14 protein-coding genes are annotated in these 18,500 nt (G+C 71.3%); 12 read left to right on the forward strand and 2 right to left on the reverse strand.

Features of this window, described 5'->3' with window-relative positions; genetic code table 11:
* The first annotated feature begins 12 nt into the window (after nt 1-12).
* The 12 genes from E2B92_RS24840 to nuoN are packed head-to-tail and all read left to right on the forward strand — an operon-like array spanning nt 13 to nt 15,042.
* On the forward strand, nt 13-741 hold the full coding sequence (locus E2B92_RS24840; protein ID WP_126885587.1) for an NADH-quinone oxidoreductase subunit C: 729 nt from the start codon (nt 13-15) through the stop codon (nt 739-741).
* A complete protein-coding gene (locus E2B92_RS24845) occupies nt 738-2,060 on the forward strand; it encodes an NADH-quinone oxidoreductase subunit D (RefSeq protein ID WP_126885588.1) in 1,323 nt (440 codons plus the stop codon). Before E2B92_RS24840 ends, E2B92_RS24845 begins: the two co-directional genes overlap by 4 nt.
* Before the next feature lie 17 nt (nt 2,061-2,077).
* On the forward strand, nt 2,078-2,893 hold the full coding sequence (gene nuoE / locus E2B92_RS24850; protein ID WP_126885597.1) for an NADH-quinone oxidoreductase subunit NuoE: 816 nt from the start codon (nt 2,078-2,080) through the stop codon (nt 2,891-2,893).
* Nucleotides 2,893-4,236: an NADH-quinone oxidoreductase subunit NuoF gene (nuoF, locus tag E2B92_RS24855; protein WP_126885589.1), complete on the forward strand. Its 1,344-nt coding sequence runs from the start codon at nt 2,893-2,895 to the stop codon at nt 4,234-4,236. The genes nuoE and nuoF overlap by 1 nt, the downstream gene beginning before the upstream one ends.
* A complete protein-coding gene (locus E2B92_RS24860; protein ID WP_126885590.1) occupies nt 4,233-6,731 on the forward strand; it encodes an NADH-quinone oxidoreductase subunit G in 2,499 nt (832 codons plus the stop codon). Before nuoF ends, E2B92_RS24860 begins: the two co-directional genes overlap by 4 nt.
* Nucleotides 6,728-8,086: an NADH-quinone oxidoreductase subunit NuoH gene (nuoH, locus tag E2B92_RS24865; RefSeq protein WP_126885591.1), complete on the forward strand. Its 1,359-nt coding sequence runs from the start codon at nt 6,728-6,730 to the stop codon at nt 8,084-8,086. Before E2B92_RS24860 ends, nuoH begins: the two co-directional genes overlap by 4 nt.
* Nucleotides 8,079-8,705: an NADH-quinone oxidoreductase subunit NuoI gene (nuoI, locus tag E2B92_RS24870; protein ID WP_260604352.1), complete on the forward strand. Its 627-nt coding sequence runs from the start codon at nt 8,079-8,081 to the stop codon at nt 8,703-8,705. Before nuoH ends, nuoI begins: the two co-directional genes overlap by 8 nt.
* The gene (locus tag E2B92_RS24875) at nt 8,702-9,547 is read left to right on the forward strand and encodes an NADH-quinone oxidoreductase subunit J (protein ID WP_126885592.1); all 846 of its coding nucleotides are present in this window, start codon (nt 8,702-8,704) and stop codon (nt 9,545-9,547) included. Before nuoI ends, E2B92_RS24875 begins: the two co-directional genes overlap by 4 nt.
* Nucleotides 9,544-9,843, forward strand: coding sequence for an NADH-quinone oxidoreductase subunit NuoK (gene nuoK, locus E2B92_RS24880; protein WP_031077103.1), 300 nt, complete (start codon nt 9,544-9,546; stop codon nt 9,841-9,843). Before E2B92_RS24875 ends, nuoK begins: the two co-directional genes overlap by 4 nt.
* An 11-nt stretch (nt 9,844-9,854) precedes the next feature.
* Nucleotides 9,855-11,795: an NADH-quinone oxidoreductase subunit L gene (nuoL, locus tag E2B92_RS24885; protein ID WP_126885593.1), complete on the forward strand. Its 1,941-nt coding sequence runs from the start codon at nt 9,855-9,857 to the stop codon at nt 11,793-11,795.
* Nucleotides 11,796-11,800: 5 nt separating this feature from the next.
* The gene (locus tag E2B92_RS24890; protein ID WP_126885594.1) at nt 11,801-13,390 is read left to right on the forward strand and encodes an NADH-quinone oxidoreductase subunit M; all 1,590 of its coding nucleotides are present in this window, start codon (nt 11,801-11,803) and stop codon (nt 13,388-13,390) included.
* Nucleotides 13,387-15,042 carry an NADH-quinone oxidoreductase subunit NuoN gene (gene nuoN, locus E2B92_RS24895; protein ID WP_126885595.1) on the forward strand — a complete coding sequence of 552 codons (1,656 nt, stop codon included), beginning with the start codon at nt 13,387-13,389 and terminating at the stop codon, nt 15,040-15,042. Before E2B92_RS24890 ends, nuoN begins: the two co-directional genes overlap by 4 nt.
* A 103-nt stretch (nt 15,043-15,145) precedes the next feature.
* Here nuoN and fahA read toward each other — a convergent pair whose 3' ends face one another.
* Together fahA and E2B92_RS24905 are read right to left on the reverse strand one after the other, a co-directional pair.
* Complete coding sequence (fahA, locus tag E2B92_RS24900; RefSeq protein WP_126885596.1) at nt 15,146-16,372, reverse strand: fumarylacetoacetase; 1,227 nt, start codon at nt 16,370-16,372, stop codon at nt 15,146-15,148.
* 43 nt (nt 16,373-16,415) lie between these two features.
* A complete protein-coding gene (locus E2B92_RS24905) occupies nt 16,416-18,449 on the reverse strand; it encodes a CocE/NonD family hydrolase (protein ID WP_133087694.1) in 2,034 nt (677 codons plus the stop codon).
* Nucleotides 18,450-18,500 lie beyond the last annotated feature (51 nt).

Here is an 18,500-nt window from a genome sequence, read left to right on the forward strand (position 1 = left end):
AAGGGGTGCGCGGTGAGCGATCAGCCGAATCCCGACAAGGACCTCAGCGCGCAGAACCTGCCGGGGCAGCGCGGCGAGCACGGGGAGGAGGTCCGGCTCCAGCGCGGCATGTTCGGCGCCAACAACGGCGGCGACACCTCCGGCTACGGCGGGCTCGTCCGCTCCGTACGCCTGCCCGGCCCGGCCACCCGCCCCTACGGGGGCTGGTTCGACGAGGTCGCCGACGAGCTGGAGGGCGCCCTCGAGGAGCAGGGCCTCGTCCCCGGCAACGCCATCGAGAAGACGGTCGTCGACCGCGGCGAGCTGACCTTCCACATCGCCCGCGAGCACCTCGTGCGCGTCGCCCGAACCCTGCGCGACGACCCCGCCCTGCGCTTCGAGCTGTGCACGGGAGTCAGCGGCGTCCACTACCCCGCCGACAAGGGCCGCGAGCTGCACGCGGTGTACCACCTGCGCTCGCTCACCCACGGCCGGCTGATCCGGCTGGAGGTCACCGCCCCGGACAGTGACCCCCACGTCCCCTCGCTCGTCGCGGTCTACCCGACCAACGACTGGCACGAGCGCGAGACGTACGACTTCTTCGGCCTGATCTTCGACGGCCACCCCGCCCTGACCCGGATCATGATGCCGGACGACTGGCAGGGCTTCCCGCAGCGCAAGGACTACCCCCTCGGCGGCATCGCCGTCGAGTACAAGGGCGCCCAGATCCCGGCTCCGGACCAGCGGAGGTCGTACTCGTGACCACTCCATCTGCCAGCGCCCGCGAGACCACCGAGGGCACCGTCTACACGGTCACCGGCGGGGACTGGGACGAGGTCGTCCAGTCCGCGGCCAAGGCCGACGACGAGCGCATCGTCGTCAACATGGGCCCCCAGCACCCGTCCACGCACGGCGTGCTCCGGCTCATCCTGGAGATCGACGGCGAGACCGTCACCGAGGCGCGCTGCGGCATCGGCTACCTCCACACCGGCATCGAGAAGAACCTCGAGTACCGGACGTGGACGCAGGGCACCACCTTCGTCACGCGCATGGACTACCTGACGCCGTTCTTCAACGAGGCGGCGTACTGCCTGGGCGTGGAGAAGCTGCTCGGCATCGAGGACCAGATCCCCGACCGGGCGACGATCATCCGTGTCCTGCTGATGGAGCTCAACCGGCTCTCCTCGCACCTGGTGTGCATCGCCACCGGCGGCATGGAGCTGGGCGCCACCACGATCATGATCTACGGCTTCCGGGACCGCGAGATGATCCTGGACCTGTACGAGCTGATCACCGGCCTGCGGATGAACCACGCGTTCATCCGCCCCGGCGGACTCGCCCAGGACCTGCCCCCCGGCGCCATGGACCAGCTCCGCGAGTTCGTGAAGACGATGAAGAAGAACATGCCGGAGTACGACAAGCTCGCCACCGGCAACCCCATCTTCAAGGCCCGCATGCAGGACATCGGCTATCTGGACCTGGCCGGCTGCATGGCCCTCGGCGCCACCGGCCCGATCCTCCGCTCCGCCGGCCTCCCGCACGACCTGCGCAAGACCGACCCGTACTGCGGCTACGAGACGTACGACTTCGACGTCCCCACCGCCGACACCTGCGACGCCTACGGCCGCTTCCTCGTCCGGCTGGAGGAGATGCGCCAGTCGCTGCGGATCATCGAGCAGTGCCTGGAGCGGCTGGAGCCCGGCCCGGTGATGGTCGCCGACAAGAAGATCGCCTGGCCCGCCCAGCTCGCCCTCGGCCCGGACGGCCTCGGCAACTCCCTCGACCACATCAAGAAGATCATGGGCACCTCCATGGAGGCCCTGATCCACCACTTCAAGCTGGTCACGGAGGGCTTCCGGGTCCCGCCCGGCCAGAGCTACACGGCGGTCGAGTCGCCCAAGGGCGAGCTGGGCGTCCATGTCGTCAGCGACGGCGGCACCCGCCCCTACCGGGTCCACTTCCGCGACCCCTCGTTCACCAACCTGCAAGCCATGGCGGCGATGTGCGAGGGCGGCCAGGTGGCCGACGTCATCGTCGCCGTCGCGTCCATCGACCCCGTGATGGGAGGCGTCGACCGGTGACGGACGTCAGCTTGGGGATGCCGCAGCTCCCCGCCCCCGACTACCCCGCCGATGTGCGGGCCCGGCTGGAAGCGGACGCCAGGGAGGTCATCGCCCGCTACCCCGACAGCCGGTCCGCGCTGCTGCCGCTGCTGCACCTGGTGCAGTCGGAGGAGGGGTACGTGACCCGGACCGGCATGCGGTTCTGCGCGGAGATGCTGGACCTGACCACCGCCGAGGTCACCGCCGTCGCGACCTTCTACACCATGTACCGGCGCAAGCCCAGCGGCGACTACCAGGTCGGGGTCTGCACCAACACCCTGTGCGCGGTCATGGGCGGCGACGCCATCTTCGCGGAGCTCCAGGAGCACCTCGGCGTCGGCAACGACGAGACGACCCCGGACGGCAAGGTCACCCTCGAGCACATCGAGTGCAACGCGGCCTGCGACTTCGCGCCCGTGGTGATGGTCAACTGGGAGTTCTTCGACAACCAGACGCCCGAGTCCGCCAAGCGGCTCGTGGACGACCTTCGCGCGGGCCGCCCCGTCGCACCGACGCGCGGCGCGCCCCTGTGCACCTACAAGGAGACCGCCCGCATCCTCGCGGGCTTCCCGGACGAGCGCCCCGGCGCGGTCGAGGCCACCGGCGGCGCGGGACCCGCCTCGCTGGTCGGCCTGAAGCTCGCCAAGGGCGAGGCCGTGCCCGGCGCACGCGTGGTCCACCCGCGCGGTGAGCCCGCCGAGGACCGGTCCATGCCCGGCTCGGAGCACCTCAGCTCGCACGACGCACCGCAAGCGACCTCGGCCTCCGACCCGCAGCACCCGTCCGGCCCGGTCACCGAGGAGGGGGAGTGATGACGTTGGCACCCGAGATGACCAGCCCCGAGAAGCTGCTCGCACCGGTCCTGTCGGCGTTCTGGGACCAGCCGAACTCCTGGACACTGGAGACCTACAAGCGGCACGAGGGGTACGAGGGGCTGAAGAAGGCCCTCGCCATGACGCCCGACGACCTCATCGCGTACGTCAAGGACTCCGGCCTGCGCGGCCGCGGCGGCGCGGGCTTCCCCACCGGGATGAAGTGGCAGTTCATCCCCCAGGGAGACGGCAAGCCCCACTATCTTGTTGTCAACGCCGACGAGTCGGAGCCCGGGACCTGCAAGGACATCCCGCTCCTCTTCGCCAACCCGCATTCCCTCATCGAGGGGATCGTGATCGCGTGCTACGCGATCCGGTCCAGCCATGCCTTCATCTACCTGCGCGGTGAGGTCGTGCCCGTCCTGCGCCGGCTGCACGAGGCCGTGCGCGAGGCGTACGCGGCGGGCTACCTCGGCACGAACATCCTCGGCAGCGGACTCGACCTCGAACTCACCGTGCACGCGGGCGCGGGCGCGTACATCTGCGGTGAGGAGACCGCGCTGCTCGACTCGCTCGAAGGCCGTCGTGGCCAGCCCCGGCTGCGTCCCCCCTTCCCCGCGGTCGCCGGTCTGTACGCGTGCCCCACTGTGGTGAACAACGTCGAGTCGATCGCCTCGGTTCCCGCGATCCTCAACCGGGGCAAGGACTGGTTCAGGTCGATGGGCAGCGAGAAGTCCCCCGGCTTCACGCTCTACTCGCTCAGCGGCCACGTCGCCTCGCCCGGCCAGTACGAGGCACCGCTCGGCATCACGCTGCGCCAGCTCCTCGACATGAGCGGCGGCATGCGCCCCGGCCACCGGCTGAAGTTCTGGACGCCCGGCGGCTCGTCCACACCGATGTTCACCGACGAGCACCTCGACGTCCCCCTCGACTACGAGGGCGTCGGCGCGGCCGGCTCGATGCTCGGCACCAAGGCGCTCCAGTGCTTCGACGAGACGACGTGCGTGGTGCGGGCGGTCACCCGGTGGACCGAGTTCTACGCCCACGAGTCCTGCGGCAAGTGCACGCCCTGCCGCGAGGGCACCTACTGGCTGGTGCAGTTGCTCCGCGACATCGAGGCCGGCAAGGGCGTCATGAGCGACCTCGACAAGCTGAACGACATCGCCGACAACATCAACGGCAAGTCGTTCTGCGCCCTCGGTGACGGCGCCGCCTCGCCGATCTTCTCGTCGCTGAAGTACTTCCGCGGGGAGTACGAGCAGCACATCACGGGCAAGGGCTGCCCCTTCGACCCGGCCAAGTCGACCGCCTGGGCGGACAACCACGTGGAGGTGACGGCGTGACCGTCATGGCATCCGGCCCCGCCGGGGGCGGCAGCGCGGCCGTCCCACCCGAGGACCTGGTCACCCTGACCATCGACGGGATCGAGATCTCCGTCCCCAAGGGGACCCTGGTCATCCGCGCCGCCGAACAGCTCGGCATCGAGATCCCCCGGTTCTGCGACCACCCCCTCCTCGACCCGGCCGGCGCCTGCCGGCAGTGCATCGTCGAGGTGGAGGGCCAGCGCAAGCCGATGGCGTCGTGCACCATCACCTGCACCGACGGCATGGTCGTCAAGTCCCAGCTCACCTCGCCCGTCGCGGAGAAGGCCCAGGTGGGGGTGATGGAGCTGCTGCTCATCAACCACCCGCTGGACTGCCCGGTCTGCGACAAGGGCGGCGAGTGCCCGCTGCAGAACCAGGCCATGTCGCACGGACAGGCCGAGTCCCGCTTCGAGGGCAGGAAGCGGACCTACGAGAAGCCCGTGCCGATCTCCACGCAGGTGCTGCTCGACCGCGAGCGGTGCGTGCTGTGCGCCCGCTGCACCCGGTTCTCCAACCAGGTCGCCGGCGACCCGATGATCGAGCTGATCGAGCGCGGCGCGCTCCAGCAGGTCGGCACCGGCGAGGGCGACCCCTTCGAGTCGTACTTCTCCGGCAACACCATCCAGATCTGCCCCGTCGGCGCGCTGACCTCGGCGGCGTACCGGTTCCGCTCCCGCCCCTTCGACCTGGTCTCCTCGCCGAGCGTCTGCGAGCACTGCGCCGGCGGCTGTGCCACCCGCACCGACCACCGGCGCGGCAAGGTCATGCGGCGGCTCGCCGCCAACGACCCGGAGGTCAACGAGGAGTGGATCTGCGACAAGGGGCGGTTCGCGTTCCGGTACGCGCAACAGCGGGACCGGCTCACGACACCGCTGGTGCGCAGCGCGGAGACGGGTGAGCTGGAGCCGGCGTCCTGGCCGGAGGCCCTGGAGGCGGCGGCGCGCGGCCTGGTCCGGGGGCGCACCGGCGTCCTGACCGGCGGGCGGCTGACCGTGGAGGACGCGTACGCGTACGCCAAGTTCGCCCGGGTCGCGCTCGACACCAACGACATCGACTTCCGCGCGCGCGTGCACAGCAGCGAGGAGGCCGACTTCCTCGCCGCCCGGGTCGCCGGACGCGGCAGGGATCTGGACGGGCGAGGGGTCACGTACACCTCCCTGGAGAAGGCCCCGGCGGTGCTGCTCGTCGGTCTGGAGGCGGAGGAGGAGGCGCCGGGCGTCTTCCTGCGGCTGCGCAAGGCGTGGCGCAAGAAGGGGCAGCGGACGTACGCGCTGGCGTCGTTCGCGACCCGGGGCCTTGCGAAGGCGGGCGGCACGCTGCTTCCGGCCGCGCCCGGCACCGAGCCCGAGTGGCTGGACGCGCTGGCCTCCGGCACGGGGCTGGACGCGGACGGCACCGCCGCCTCCCGGGCGCTGCGGGAGCCCGGCGCGGTCATCGTGGCCGGTGAGCGGCTGGCGGGAGTGCCGGGCGCGCTGACCGCGGCCGTGCGCGCCGCGGCGGCGACGGGGGCGGAACTGGTGTGGATCCCGCGCCGGGCCGGAGAGCGCGGCGCGGTGTGGGCGGGCGCGATCCCGTCGCTGCTGCCGGGCGGGCGGCCCGCGACCGATCCCCGCGCGCGTGACGAGGTCGCCGCCGCCTGGGGCGTACGCGAGCTGCCGCACCGGTACGGGCGCGACACGGGCCAGATCGTGGAGGCCGCGGCCACCGGCGAGCTGGGCGCCCTGCTCGTGGCGGGCGTGGAGGTCGCCGACCTGCCGGACCCGGCACGCGCGCGTGAGGCGCTGGACGCGGCGTTCGTCGTCTCCCTGGAGCTGCGGCCCGGAGAGGTGACCGACCGGGCGGACGTCGTCCTGCCCGTCGCCGCGGTGGCCGAGAAGCCCGGCACCTTCCTCAACTGGGAGGGCAGGGCGCGGATGTTCGAGGCCGCGCTGAAGCCGGAGCACATGACCCGCACCCTCGCCCCGGCGGACGCCCGGGTGCTGCACATGCTCGCCGACACGATGGACGTGCACTTCGCACTGCCGGACGTGCACGCCGTACGCCGCGAGCTGGACCGGCTCGGGGCGTGGGACGGGACGCGGGCGGGCGACCCGGTGGAGTCCGCGGTTCCGCTGCCCCGCGCGGGCGAGGGCGAGGCCGTCCTGGCCGGCCACCGGATGCTGCTGGACCTGGGCGTCCTCCAGGAGGGCGACGAGGCCCTGGCGGGCACCCGCCACGCGTCGGTGGCCCGCCTGTCGGCGGCCACGGCGGCGGAGACCGGCGTCAAGGACGGCGACGTCCTGGCGGTGACCGGCCCGGCGGGCTCCGTCGAACTGCCCCTGAAGGTCACCGACATGCCGGACCGGGTGGTCTGGCTTCCGCTCAACTCGACCCCGGGCGGCGCCCTGTCCGCCACGGGCGCCGTCCCCGGCCGGCTGGTCCGCCTCGCTGCGGCGGCCCCTGACTCCGCGGCCGCCACGGAGGTGGAGGCATGATCCCGTACACCCTGGCAGCGGAAGACCTGTCCATGTTCGGCCGCGACCCCTGGTGGCTCGTGGTGATCAAGGCGGTCTTCTGCTTCGCCTTCCTGATGGTCACCGTGCTCTTCTCCATCGTGTGGGAGCGCAAGGTCGTCGCCTGGATGCAGCTCCGCATCGGCCCCAACCGGCACGGCCCCTGGGGCCTCCTCCAATCCCTCGCGGACGGCGTCAAGCTGATGCTGAAGGAGGACGTGGTCGTCAAACGGGCCGACAAGGTCGTCTACATCCTCGCTCCGATCGTCGCCGCCATCCCGGCCTTCATGGCCATCGCGGTGATCCCCTTCGGCCCGGCCGGCAACGAGGTGTCGATCTTCGGGCAGCGCACCACGATGCAGCTCACCGACCTGCCCATCGCGATGCTCTACATCCTCGCCGTCGCCTCCGTCGGCATCTACGGCATCGTGCTGGCCGGCTGGTCGTCCGGCTCGACGTACCCGCTCCTCGGCGGCCTGCGCTCGTGCGCGCAGATGATCAGCTACGAGATCGCGATGGGCGCCGCCTTCGCGTCCGTCTTCCTCTACTCCGGGTCGATGTCGACCTCGGCGATCGTCGAGGCGCAGGCGGACCGCTGGTACATCATCCTGCTGCCCGTCTCGTTCATCATCTACGTCGTCACGATGGTCGGGGAGACCAACCGCGCCCCGTTCGACATGCCCGAGTCCGAGGGCGACCTGGTCGGCGGCTTCAACACCGAGTACAGCTCCATCAAGTTCGCGATGTTCATGCTCGCCGAGTACGTGAACATGGTGACCGTCTCGGCGGTGTCGGTCACGCTCTTCCTGGGCGGCTGGCGCGCCCCGTACCCGGTCTCCACCTTCTGGGAGGGCGCGAACCACGGCTGGTGGCCGATGCTCTGGTTCGTCCTCAAGGTGCAGCTCCTGCTGTTCTTCTTCATCTGGCTGCGTGGCACGCTGCCCCGCGTCCGCTACGACCAGCTCATGAAGCTCGGCTGGAAGGTCCTCATCCCCGTCTCGGTCGTGTGGCTGATGCTGGTGGCGACCGTCCGGGCGCTGCGCAACGAGAACTACGACTTCCAGCAGATCGTGCTGTACGTCGCCGGCGCGGTCATCGCGGTCCTGCTGCTGTCCTTCGTCATCGACGTCTTCCGCGACAAGAAGGCCAAGCAGGAGGCGCGGGCGGAGCCGCCGCCCGCCGGATTCGACCCCATGGCCGGCGGATTCCCCGTACCGCCGCTGCCCGGCCAGACCCTGCCGCCGGTGCCCCGCCGACGGTCGCGCTCGGAGCGCGAGCTGATTGTCAGTGGTGGGTCCGACACTGTGAGTGAGGGAAAGGAGGCTGACGGTGTCTGAGAGCAACTTCCAGAATCCGGTCGCCGGCTTCGGCGTGACCTTCAAGGCCATGTTCAAGAAGCGGCTGACCGAGCAGTACCCGGAGCAGCAGAAGACGACGGCGCCGCGCTTCCACGGGCGGCACCAGCTCAACCGCCACCCGGACGGTCTGGAGAAGTGCGTCGGCTGCGAGCTGTGCGCCTGGGCCTGCCCGGCCGACGCCATCTACGTGGAGGGCGCGGACAACACGGACGAGGAGCGCTACTCGCCCGGCGAGCGGTACGGCCGCGTCTACCAGATCAACTACGCCCGCTGCATCCTGTGCGGCCTGTGCATCGAGGCGTGCCCCACCCGGGCGCTGACGATGACGAACGAGTTCGAACTGGCCGACAGCTCCCGCGAGAACCTCATCTACACCAAGGAGCAGCTCCTCGCGGGCCTGGAGGAGGGCATGGTCGACAGTCCGCACGCCATCTTCCCCGGCATGACCGAGCAGGACTACTACCGGGGGCTGGTCACCGAGGCCGCGCCGGGCACGGTCCGCCAGGCGGCGGCCGGCGAGGGCGACGAGAAGCCCCAGGAGGGCGCGTCCGACGTCGGCGAGGACGAGCCCGCCTCGAGGAAGGTGATCGGCGCATGAGCGCACTCGCCGCCGCGGCCTCCACCGGTGAGGCCGTGCAGTTCTGGGTGCTCGGCACCATCGCCGTCGTCGGCGCGCTGGGCACGATCCTGATGAAGAAGGCCGTGCACAGCGCGCTCAGCCTCGCCGGGACCATGATCATCCTGGCGGTCTTCTACCTCGCCAACGGGGCGTACTTCCTGGGCGTCGTGCAGATCATCGTCTACACCGGCGCCATCATGATGCTCTTCCTCTTCGTGGTGATGCTCGTCGGCGTGACCGCCGCCGACTCGCTGAAGGAGACCCTCAAGGGCCAGCGCTGGATGGCCGCCGCCTGCGGCCTGGGCTTCGGCATCCTCCTCGTCGCCGGGATCGGCAGGGCCTCGCTGAGCACCTTCGAGGGCCTCGGCACGGCGAACGCCGGGGGCAATGTGGAGGGCCTCGCGGCGCTGATCTTCACCACCTACGTCTTCGCCTTCGAGATCACCGGCGCGCTGCTGATCACCGCCGCCGTCGGGGCGATGGTGCTGACGCACCGGGAGCGCACCGAGCGGGCCCGTACCCAGCGGGAGCTGTCCGAGCAGCGCGTGCGGGAGGGCAAGCACCTGCCGCCGCTGCCCGCCCCCGGCGTCTACGCCCGGCACAACGCGGTGGACATCGCCGGCCTGCTGCCCGACGGCACCCCGTCCGAGCTGACCGTCAGCCGGACGCTGCGGGCGCGCGGCCAGATCCGTGACGTGTCCCGGCAGGCGCTGGAGGACCTCAAGGCGCTGGAGCAGCGCGCGGAGGAGCGCCTCGGGCGCGGCCCCTCGAAGCCGCAGGCGTCCCGGCCCCAGGACCGCGAGGAGGAGAACGCGCAGTGAATCCGGTCAATTACCTGTACCTGGCCGCCCTGTTGTTCACCATCGGCGCGGCCGGGGTGCTGATCCGGCGGAACGCGATCGTCGTGTTCATGTGCGTCGAGCTGATGCTCAACGCCTGCAACCTCGCGTTCGTCGCCTTCTCCCGTCTGCACGGCAATCTCGACGGCCAGATCATCGCCTTCTTCACGATGGTCGTCGCCGCCGCGGAGGTCGTGGTCGGGCTCGCGATCATCGTGTCGCTGTTCCGTTCCCGCCACTCGGCCTCGGTCGACGACGCCAGCCTGATGAAGCTGTGAGGGGCTGAATCGTGGAGAATCTGATCGCGCTGCTCGTCGCGGCGCCTCTGCTGGGAGCGGCCGTCCTGCTGTGCGGCGGCCGGCGGCTGGACCGGGCCGGGCACTGGCTCGGCACCCTGCTCGCCGCCGCCTCCTTCGTCATCGGGGCGGTGCTCTTCTTCGACATGCTGGGCCGCGGCGCCGAGGACCGGGCGCTGCACCAGCACCTGTTCGCCTGGGTGCCGGTGGAGAGCTTCCGGGCGGACATCGCCTTCCAGCTCGACCAGTTGTCGATGACCTTCGTCCTGCTCATCACCGGTGTCGGCACGCTCATCCACGTGTACTCGATCGGGTACATGGAGCACGACGAGCGCAGGCGCCGCTTCTTCGGCTATCTGAACCTGTTCCTCGCGGCGATGCTGCTGCTGGTCCTCGCCGACAACTACCTGCTGCTGTACTTCGGCTGGGAGGGCGTCGGCCTCGCCTCGTACCTCCTGATCGGCTTCTGGCAGCACAAGCCCAGCGCGGCCACCGCCGCGAAGAAGGCCTTCCTGGTCAACAGGGTCGGCGACATGGGCCTGTCCATCGCCATCATGCTGATGTTCACGACCTTCGGGACGTTCACCTTCGGCCCGGTGCTCGCGGCCACGGGGGAGACCTCCGAGGGGATGCTGACGGCCATCGGCCTGATGCTGCTGCTCGCGGCGTGCGGCAAGTCCGCGCAGGTGCCGCTCCAGTCCTGGCTGGGTGACGCGATGGAGGGCCCGACCCCGGTCTCGGCCCTGATCCACGCGGCCACGATGGTGACCGCCGGCGTCTACCTGATCACCAGGTCGGGTGCCATCTTCAACGCCGCCCCGGACGCCCAGTTGGCGGTCGTGGTGGTCGGCGCGGTCACGCTCCTGTTCGGTGCGATCGTCGGTTGCGCCAAGGACGACATCAAGAAGGCGCTGGCCGGTTCGACGATGTCGCAGATCGGTTACATGATCCTGGCGGCCGGGCTCGGCCCGATCGGATACGCCTTCGCCATCATGCACCTGGTGACGCACGGCTTCTTCAAGGCCGGGCTGTTCCTCGGCGCGGGCTCGGTCATGCACGGCATGAACGACGAGGTCGACATGCGCAAGTACGGGGGACTCCGGAAGTACATGCCGGTCACCTTCGTCACCTTCGGCCTCGGCTACCTCGCCATCATCGGCTTCCCGGGCCTGTCCGGCTTCTGGTCCAAGGACAAGATCATCGAGGCGGCCTTCGCCAAGGGCGGCACCGAGGGCTGGATCCTCGGTGGCGTCGCCCTGCTGGGCGCCGGCATCACCGCGTACTACATGACCCGTGTGATGCTCCTGACGTTCTTCGGCGAGAAGCGCTGGCAGCCCGCCCCCGACCCGGACAAGGCACCGGGCGTGGAGCCCGGCGCCGACGTCCACCCCGGCGAGATGCCCCACCCGCACGAGTCGCCGAAGTCCATGACGATCCCGATGATCCTGCTGGCCTTCGGGTCGGTCTTCGCGGGTGCGCTGTTCTCGCTCAACAGCGCGTTCGTCAACTGGCTGAAGCCCGTCACCGAGTTCGAGCACGGGCACCCGCCCATCAGCGCCGGGGCGGTCACCGCCTCCACGGTCGTCGTCCTGCTGATCGGCGCCGGCATCGCGTACGCGCAGTACGGCCGCAAGCCCGTCCCGGTCGTCGCCCCGCGCGGCTCGCTGCTCACCCGCGCCGCCCGGCGCGACCTGCTCCAGGACGACTTCAACCACATCGTCCTGGTCCGTGGCGGCGAGCACCTCACCCGCTCGCTGGTGTACGTGGACCACACCCTGGTCGACGGGGTGGTCAACGGCACCGCCGCCTCGGTCGGCGGACTGTCCGGCCGGCTGCGCAAGCTGCAGAACGGCTTCGCCCGCTCCTACGCGGTCTCGATGTTCGGAGGTACGGCGGTGCTGATCGCCGCGACCCTGCTGATGAGGGGAGTGTGACCGCCATGTCGGACGTCGTGAACGCGGGCTTCCCCCTCCTGACCGCGACGGCGGCCGTGCCGGCCGTCGGCGCGATCCTCACCGCCGCCGTCCCGGCCGCGCGCCGCACGGCCGCCAAGTGGCTGGCGCTCGTCGTCTCGCTGGCCACGCTCGTCCTGGCCGCGCTCGTGGCCATCAGCTTCGAGCCGGGCGGCGACCGCTACCAGCACGTCGAGTCCCACGCCTGGATCGCGGACTTCGGCGTCCGGTACGAACTGGGCGTGGACGGGATCGGGGTGGCGCTCATCGCGCTCACCGCGCTGCTGATCCCCTTCATCATCCTGGCCGGCTGGCACGACGCGGACCCCCTGGAGACCCACTCCACGCGGTGGCGGCCGACCCAGGGCTTCTTCGCCCTGATCCTGATGGTCGAGGCGATGGTGATCCTCTCCTTCGAGGCCACCGACGTCTTCCTCTTCTACATCCTCTTCGAAGCCATGCTCATCCCGATGTACTTCCTCATCGGCGGCTTCGGGGACCGGGCCCACACGGGCACGGACGACAACGCGGCCGCCCAGCGGTCGTACGCCGCGGTCAAGTTCCTGCTCTACAACCTGGTCGGCGGGCTCATCATGCTGGCCGCCGTCATCGGGCTCTACGTCGTCGCCGGGAACTTCTCCCTGACGGAGATCGCCGAGGCGCGGGCGAGCGGCGAGCTGGAGATGGCGGCCACCACCGAGCGGCTGCTGTTCCTCGGGTTCTTCTTCGCCTTCGCGGTGAAGGCCCCGCTGTGGCCGCTGCACACCTGGCTGCCCAACGCCATGGGCGAGGCGACCGCGCCGGTCGCGGTACTCATCACGGCGGTCGTCGACAAGGTCGGCACCTTCGCGATGCTCCGCTTCTGCCTCCAGCTCTTCCCGGAGGCGTCGAAGTGGGCCACGCCCGTCATCATCGTGCTGGCGCTGGTCAGCATCGTGTACGGGGCGCTGCTCGCGGTCGGCCAGCGGGACATCAAGCGGCTGGTCGCCTACGCGTCCATCTCCCACTTCGGCTTCATCATCATGGGCATCTTCGCGATGACCAGCCAGGGCCAGTCCGGGGCCACCCTGTACATGGTCAACCACGGGATCTCGACGGCCGCGCTGATGCTGGTGGCCGGGTTCCTCATCTCGCGGCGCGGGTCGCGGCTCATCGCCGACTACGGCGGTGTGCAGAAGGTGGCCCCGGTGCTCGCCGGGACGTTCCTGGTGGGCGGTCTGGCCACGCTGTCGCTGCCCGGCCTGGCGCCGTTCGTCAGCGAGTTCCTCGTCCTGGTGGGCACGTTCGCGCGGTACCCGGTGGCCGGGATCATCGCGACCTTCGGCATCGTGCTCGCCGCGCTCTACACGCTGGTTCTCTACCAGCGGACCATGACCGGGCCGGTGAAGGAGGAGGTGCGGGCGATGCCCGACCTCAAGGCGCGTGAGCTGGTGGTGGTCGCCCCGCTGATCGCCCTGCTGCTCTTCCTGGGCGTCTACCCGAAGCCGGTCACCGAGATCGTCGACCCGGCGGTGCGGCACACCATGTCCGACGTACAGCAGAAGGACCCCCGGCCCGAGGTGGAGGCGGCCAAGTGAACGCGAGTGCTGTCCACAGCCTGTGGACGACAGCGGCCGAACCGGCCGCCGTCGACAAGATCGGGGCGCCGACCATCGAGTACGCCCAACTGGCACCCACGCTGATCGTGGTGGGCGCCGCCGTGGTGGGCATCCTGCTGGAGGCGTTCGTCCCGCGCCGGGCCCGCTACCACGCCCAGGTGTTCCTGACCGTCGTGGCCCTGGCCGCCGCCTTCGCGTCGGTCGTCGCCCTCGCGGCCGGCGGCCACGCCACCACCAAGGCGGGCATCGCCGCCATGGGCGCCATCGCGGTCGACGGGCCCGCGCTGTTCCTCCAGGGGACCATCCTGCTGACCTCCCTGGTCGCGGTGTTCACCTTCGCCGAGCGGCGTCTCGACCCCGCCCACCACGGGCACCGGGTCGACTCGTTCGCCGCCGAGGCCGCCGCCGTGCCGGGCAGCGACCAGGAGAAGGCCGCCGTGAAGGCCGGCTTCACCACCACCGAGGTCTTCCCGCTCGTGCTGTTCGCGGTCGGCGGGATGCTCGTCTTCCCCGCGGCCAACGACCTGCTGACCCTCTTCATCGCGCTGGAGGTCTTCTCCCTCCCGCTGTACCTGCTGTGCGCCGTCGCCCGCCGCAAGCGGCTGATGTCGCAGGAGGCCGCGGTGAAGTACTTCCTGCTGGGCGCCTTCTCCTCGGCGTTCCTGCTGTTCGGCATCGCCCTGCTGTACGGCTACGCGGGCTCCGTGTCGTACGCGCGCATCGCCGACGTGGTGGACGGGTCGATCACCGACGTCACCCCGGCGCTCGCCGAGACCACGGGCAACGACGTGCTGCTGCTCATCGGCTTCGCGATGGTGCTGATGGGCCTGCTGTTCAAGGTCGGCGCGGTGCCGTTCCACATGTGGACCCCGGACGTCTACCAGGGAGCCCCGACACCGGTCACCGGCTTCATGGCGGCCGCCACCAAGGTCGCGGCGTTCGGCGCGATGCTGCGGCTGCTGTACGTGGTGCTGCCGGGGCTGCGCTGGGACTGGCGTCCGGTCATGTGGGGCGTCGCCATCGTCACCATGCTGGCCGGCGCGATCGTCGCCATCACGCAGACCGACATCAAGCGGCTGCTCGCCTATTCGTCGATCGCGCACGCCGGGTTCATCCTCGCGGGTGTCATCGCCGCGACGCCGGACGGGGTGTCGTCGGTGCTGTTCTACCTGGGCGCCTACTCGTTCGTGACGGTCGGTGCCTTCGCCGTCGTCACGCTGGTGCGGGACGCCGGCGGGGAGGCCACGCACCTGTCCAAGTGGGCGGGGCTCGGGCGGCGTTCACCCCTGGTCGCGGCGGTCTTCGCGGTGTTCCTGCTGGCCTTCGCCGGTATCCCGCTGACCTCCGGGTTCGCGGGCAAGTTCGCCGTCTTCAAGGCGGCGGCGGAGGGCGGTGCCGGGGCGCTGGTGGTCATCGGCGTGATCTCGTCGGCGATCGCCGCGTTCTTCTACATCCGGGTGATCGTGCTGATGTTCTTCAGCGAGCCGAAGCCGGAGGGCCCGACGGTCGCCGTGCCGTCACCGCTGACGATGACGACGATCGGAGTGGGTGTCGCGGTCACGCTGGTCCTGGGCGTGGCGCCGCAGTACTTCCTCGATCTGGCCGGTCAGGCGGGGGTCTTCGTCCGCTGATCGGTGTCCGCTGATCAGCGTCCGCCGGTCCGCGTCGGCCGGTACGGGCCGGCCGTGTGTGCGGCGGGGTGCCTCGCGCCCCGCCGCACACCCGTGTCCGGGGTCAGCGCGCGGGGGTGATCCGGCCGGTGACCTCGCCGAGGCCCACCTTGGTGCCGTCCGGGCCCGGGGCCCAGGCGGTGAGGGTCACCTCGTCGCCGTCCTCCAGGAACGTCCGCTTGCCGGTGGACAGTTCGATCGGCTCCTGGCCGTTCCACGTCAGTTCCAGCAGCGAGCCGCGCTGGTGGACCTCCGGGCCGCTGACCGTGCCGGAGCCGTACAGGTCGCCCGTACGCAGGGAGGCGCCGTTGACGGTCATGTGGGCGAGCTGCTGGGCGGCCGTCCAGTACATGGCCGAGAAGGGCGGCTCGGCGACCGTCTCCCCGTTGATCCGGACGGTGATGTGGAGGTCGAACCCGCCGGGCTCCTCGTCGGCGCTGTCGTCCAGGTACGGCAGCAGCGGGAAGTCCCGGGCGGGCGGCGCCACCCGGGCCGCGTCCAGGGCCTCCAGCGGGGTCACCCACGCGGACACCGAGGTCGCGAAGGACTTGCCCAGGAACGGGCCGAGGGGCACGTACTCCCACGCCTGGATGTCGCGGGCCGACCAGTCGTTGAGCAGCGTGAGCCCGAAGACGTGGTCCTGGAAGGAGGCCAGGGGCACGGGGTGGCCGAGGTCGGAGGGGGTGCCGACGAGGAAGCCGACCTCCGCCTCGATGTCCAGCTTGACCGACGGGCCGAAGGTGGGCGTGGCATCGGCGGGCGCCTTGCGCTGGCCCGACGGGCGCGTGATGTCGGTGCCGGAGACGACGACCGTGCCGGAGCGGCCGTGGTAGCCGATGGGCAGGTGCTTCCAGTTGGGCGTGAGCGGCTCGCCGTCCGGGCGGAAGATCCGGCCCACGTTGGTGGCGTGGTGCTCGGACGCGTAGAAGTCGACGTAGTCCGCGACCTCGTACGGCAGGTGGAGCGTGACCGCGGCGAGGGGGTGCAGGAGCGGTTCTATGGCGGAGCGGTGGGCCGGGACCGTCACCCAGGCGGTGAGCGCCCGGCGGACGTCGCGCCAGGCGGTGCGGCCGGCGGCCAGCAGCGGGTTCAGGCTCGGCCGGGCCAGCAGCGCCGCGTACGGCGAGCCCAGCGCGTGCGCCGCCGCGCCCGCGTCCAGGACGTGGTCGCCGATGCGGACGCCGAGCCGGCGGCGGCCGGGCTCGTCCGCGGTGGTGAAGACGCCGTACGGGAGGTTGTGCGGGCCGAAGGGGTCGCCTTCGGTCAGGTCGAGCGGGCTCTGCTCGGGCATCGGTGCTTGCCTCGCTTTCCACGTGTGTGGGGGACACGTTAGATCAGCCTGCCGTGCGGGGGACGCGCCTCTCCCAGGTGTGATGGAACACGGGTTCCGTGCCGTCCTTGCAGATCACCTCGTCCGAGGTGAGGAAGTGGGTGGCGGTGCAGGTGATCTCGGAGCGGGTCTCGACGGTGACGTTCCAGGGCAGGTCGGGGCGGTGCAGGCGGACCGTCCACGTGGAGCGGGCGCCGGCGGACAGGGGGTCCCGCTCGGTGATCGTCCAGGACTCCAGCGCCTCCTCGGTGACCTCCAGGCCGTCCGGATGGACACGGGTGCCCTCGTGCCGGGGGTCCACCTCCAGGCGCCACGCGCCCCGGGCGACATCGCGGACGATCCTCCGCTCGGGGCGGCGGGTCTCGGTGTCGTCGAGCGTGGTGGGGACGGTGACGCCGAGGGGCTCGGCCTGCTCGGGCTCCTCGAAGGCGAGGGTGTCGGTGGTGGGGCGGCGCACCGGGAGCAGCAGGGCGGACGCGCCGGGGTCGAGGGTGAAACCGGCACCGTCCGGGCGGGGCCAGATCCAGGGCCAGTACGCGGAGGAGACGGCGAGCCGGACGCGGTGGCCGGGCGGGAAGGTGTGGCCGGTGGCGCTCAGTTCCACCACGCGGGCCCCGGCGCCGGCACCCGTCAGGTCGAGCGCGCCGCGTGTGACGAGGGTGGACGTGCCGTCCGGCGCGACGTCGCAGAGGCGGGCGACGACCTGACCGGTGGGCGCGCCGGGGGACAGGGCCAGGGTCGCGCGGGGGCGGCCCAGGATGTCGAGGGGCGCGGCGTCCGGCGGCACGGGGAAGTCGAAGCAGGCCGAGTGGGCGTCCTCGGCGCGCTGGTCGGACGGCAGGTCGGCGTCGCCGCCGGAGGGCAGGGGGTGGCCGGCGTCCAGCCCCGTGTGCTGCGGGGAACGCACCAGGACGGGCGGTCCCTGGAGGGCGTACGTGACGGGGGTGACGTTCGGGGACGGCCAGGCGTCGTCGCCCACCCAGCGGCCGGCGGGCTCCCGGTGCGCGGCGGCGCGGGGGGTCTCGGGGGCGGGTGCGGTCCCGCTTCCGGGGGCAGTCCTGGTTCCGGCGGCGGGGGAGGGGCGCGAGGGGCCGAGCCAGGAGCGGAGGAGGGGCTCGGCCATGATGCCGGTGGGCCTGTCCTTGAGGTGGTGGTCCCACCAGCGGAGCGTCTCCTGGAGGAAGCCGATCGCCGGGCCGGGCGGCGGCTCCCGGTCCGGGTACTGGTGCGACCAGGGGCCGAGGACGCCCCTGACCCGGTCGCCGGGCAGGTGCTCGACCAGCCGCAGCACGGTGTCGCGGTACGGGTCGTGCCAGCCGCCCACCGCGAGGACGGCCGCCCGGACGGAGCCGTACTCCTCGCGGAGGGCGCCCGTGCGCCAGTAGTCGTCGCGGGTCGGGTGGGCGAGCCAGGTGTGGACGAGCGGCTCCACCGCCTCCAGCCGCGTCACCCACATCCGGCGCCAGGCGTCACCGACGTACAGGGGGTCCGGCGGGCGTGCGGCGGAGGCGAGCATGGCGGCCGCCCGGGAGTGCGTCCCGGCGGCCAGGAGGGCACCGCCCCAGTAGTGGAGGTCGCCGTCGTACCGGTCGTCGGCGCAGCAGACGGCGACGACCGCCCGCAGCGGCCCGGGGGCGCGTGCGGCGACCCGCAGCGCCGTGGAGCCGCCCCGTCCGATGCCGAACATCCCGACCCGGCCGTCGCACCACGGCTGCCCGGCGAGCCAGCCGATCACCTCCACGCCGTCCGCGAGCTCGGCCTCGCGGTACGCGTCGCCCGGCAGCCCCTCACTGTTGCCGTACCCGCGCACGTCCACCCGTACCGAGGCGTAGCCGTGCCCGGCGTACCAGGGGTGGCGCTGCCGGTCGCGGGGCGCGGTGCCGTCGGTGAGCCGGTGCGGCAGGTACTCGAGCAGGGCCGGGACGGGCTCGTCGGCCAGGGGGCGCCAGACGCGGGCGTAGAGCCTCGTGCCGTCCGGGAGCGGAATGCGGACGTCCTCGTGGACCGTCTCGTACGGGAAGGAGGTGCGGATCTTCATGGGGGACCTCCGGGCCCGGACAAAAAGGCAGATCATGGACGTAAGAGCTGT

This window comes from Streptomyces sp. WAC05374, from assembly GCF_004353505.1.
GTDB lineage: Bacteria > Actinomycetota > Actinomycetes > Streptomycetales > Streptomycetaceae > Streptomyces.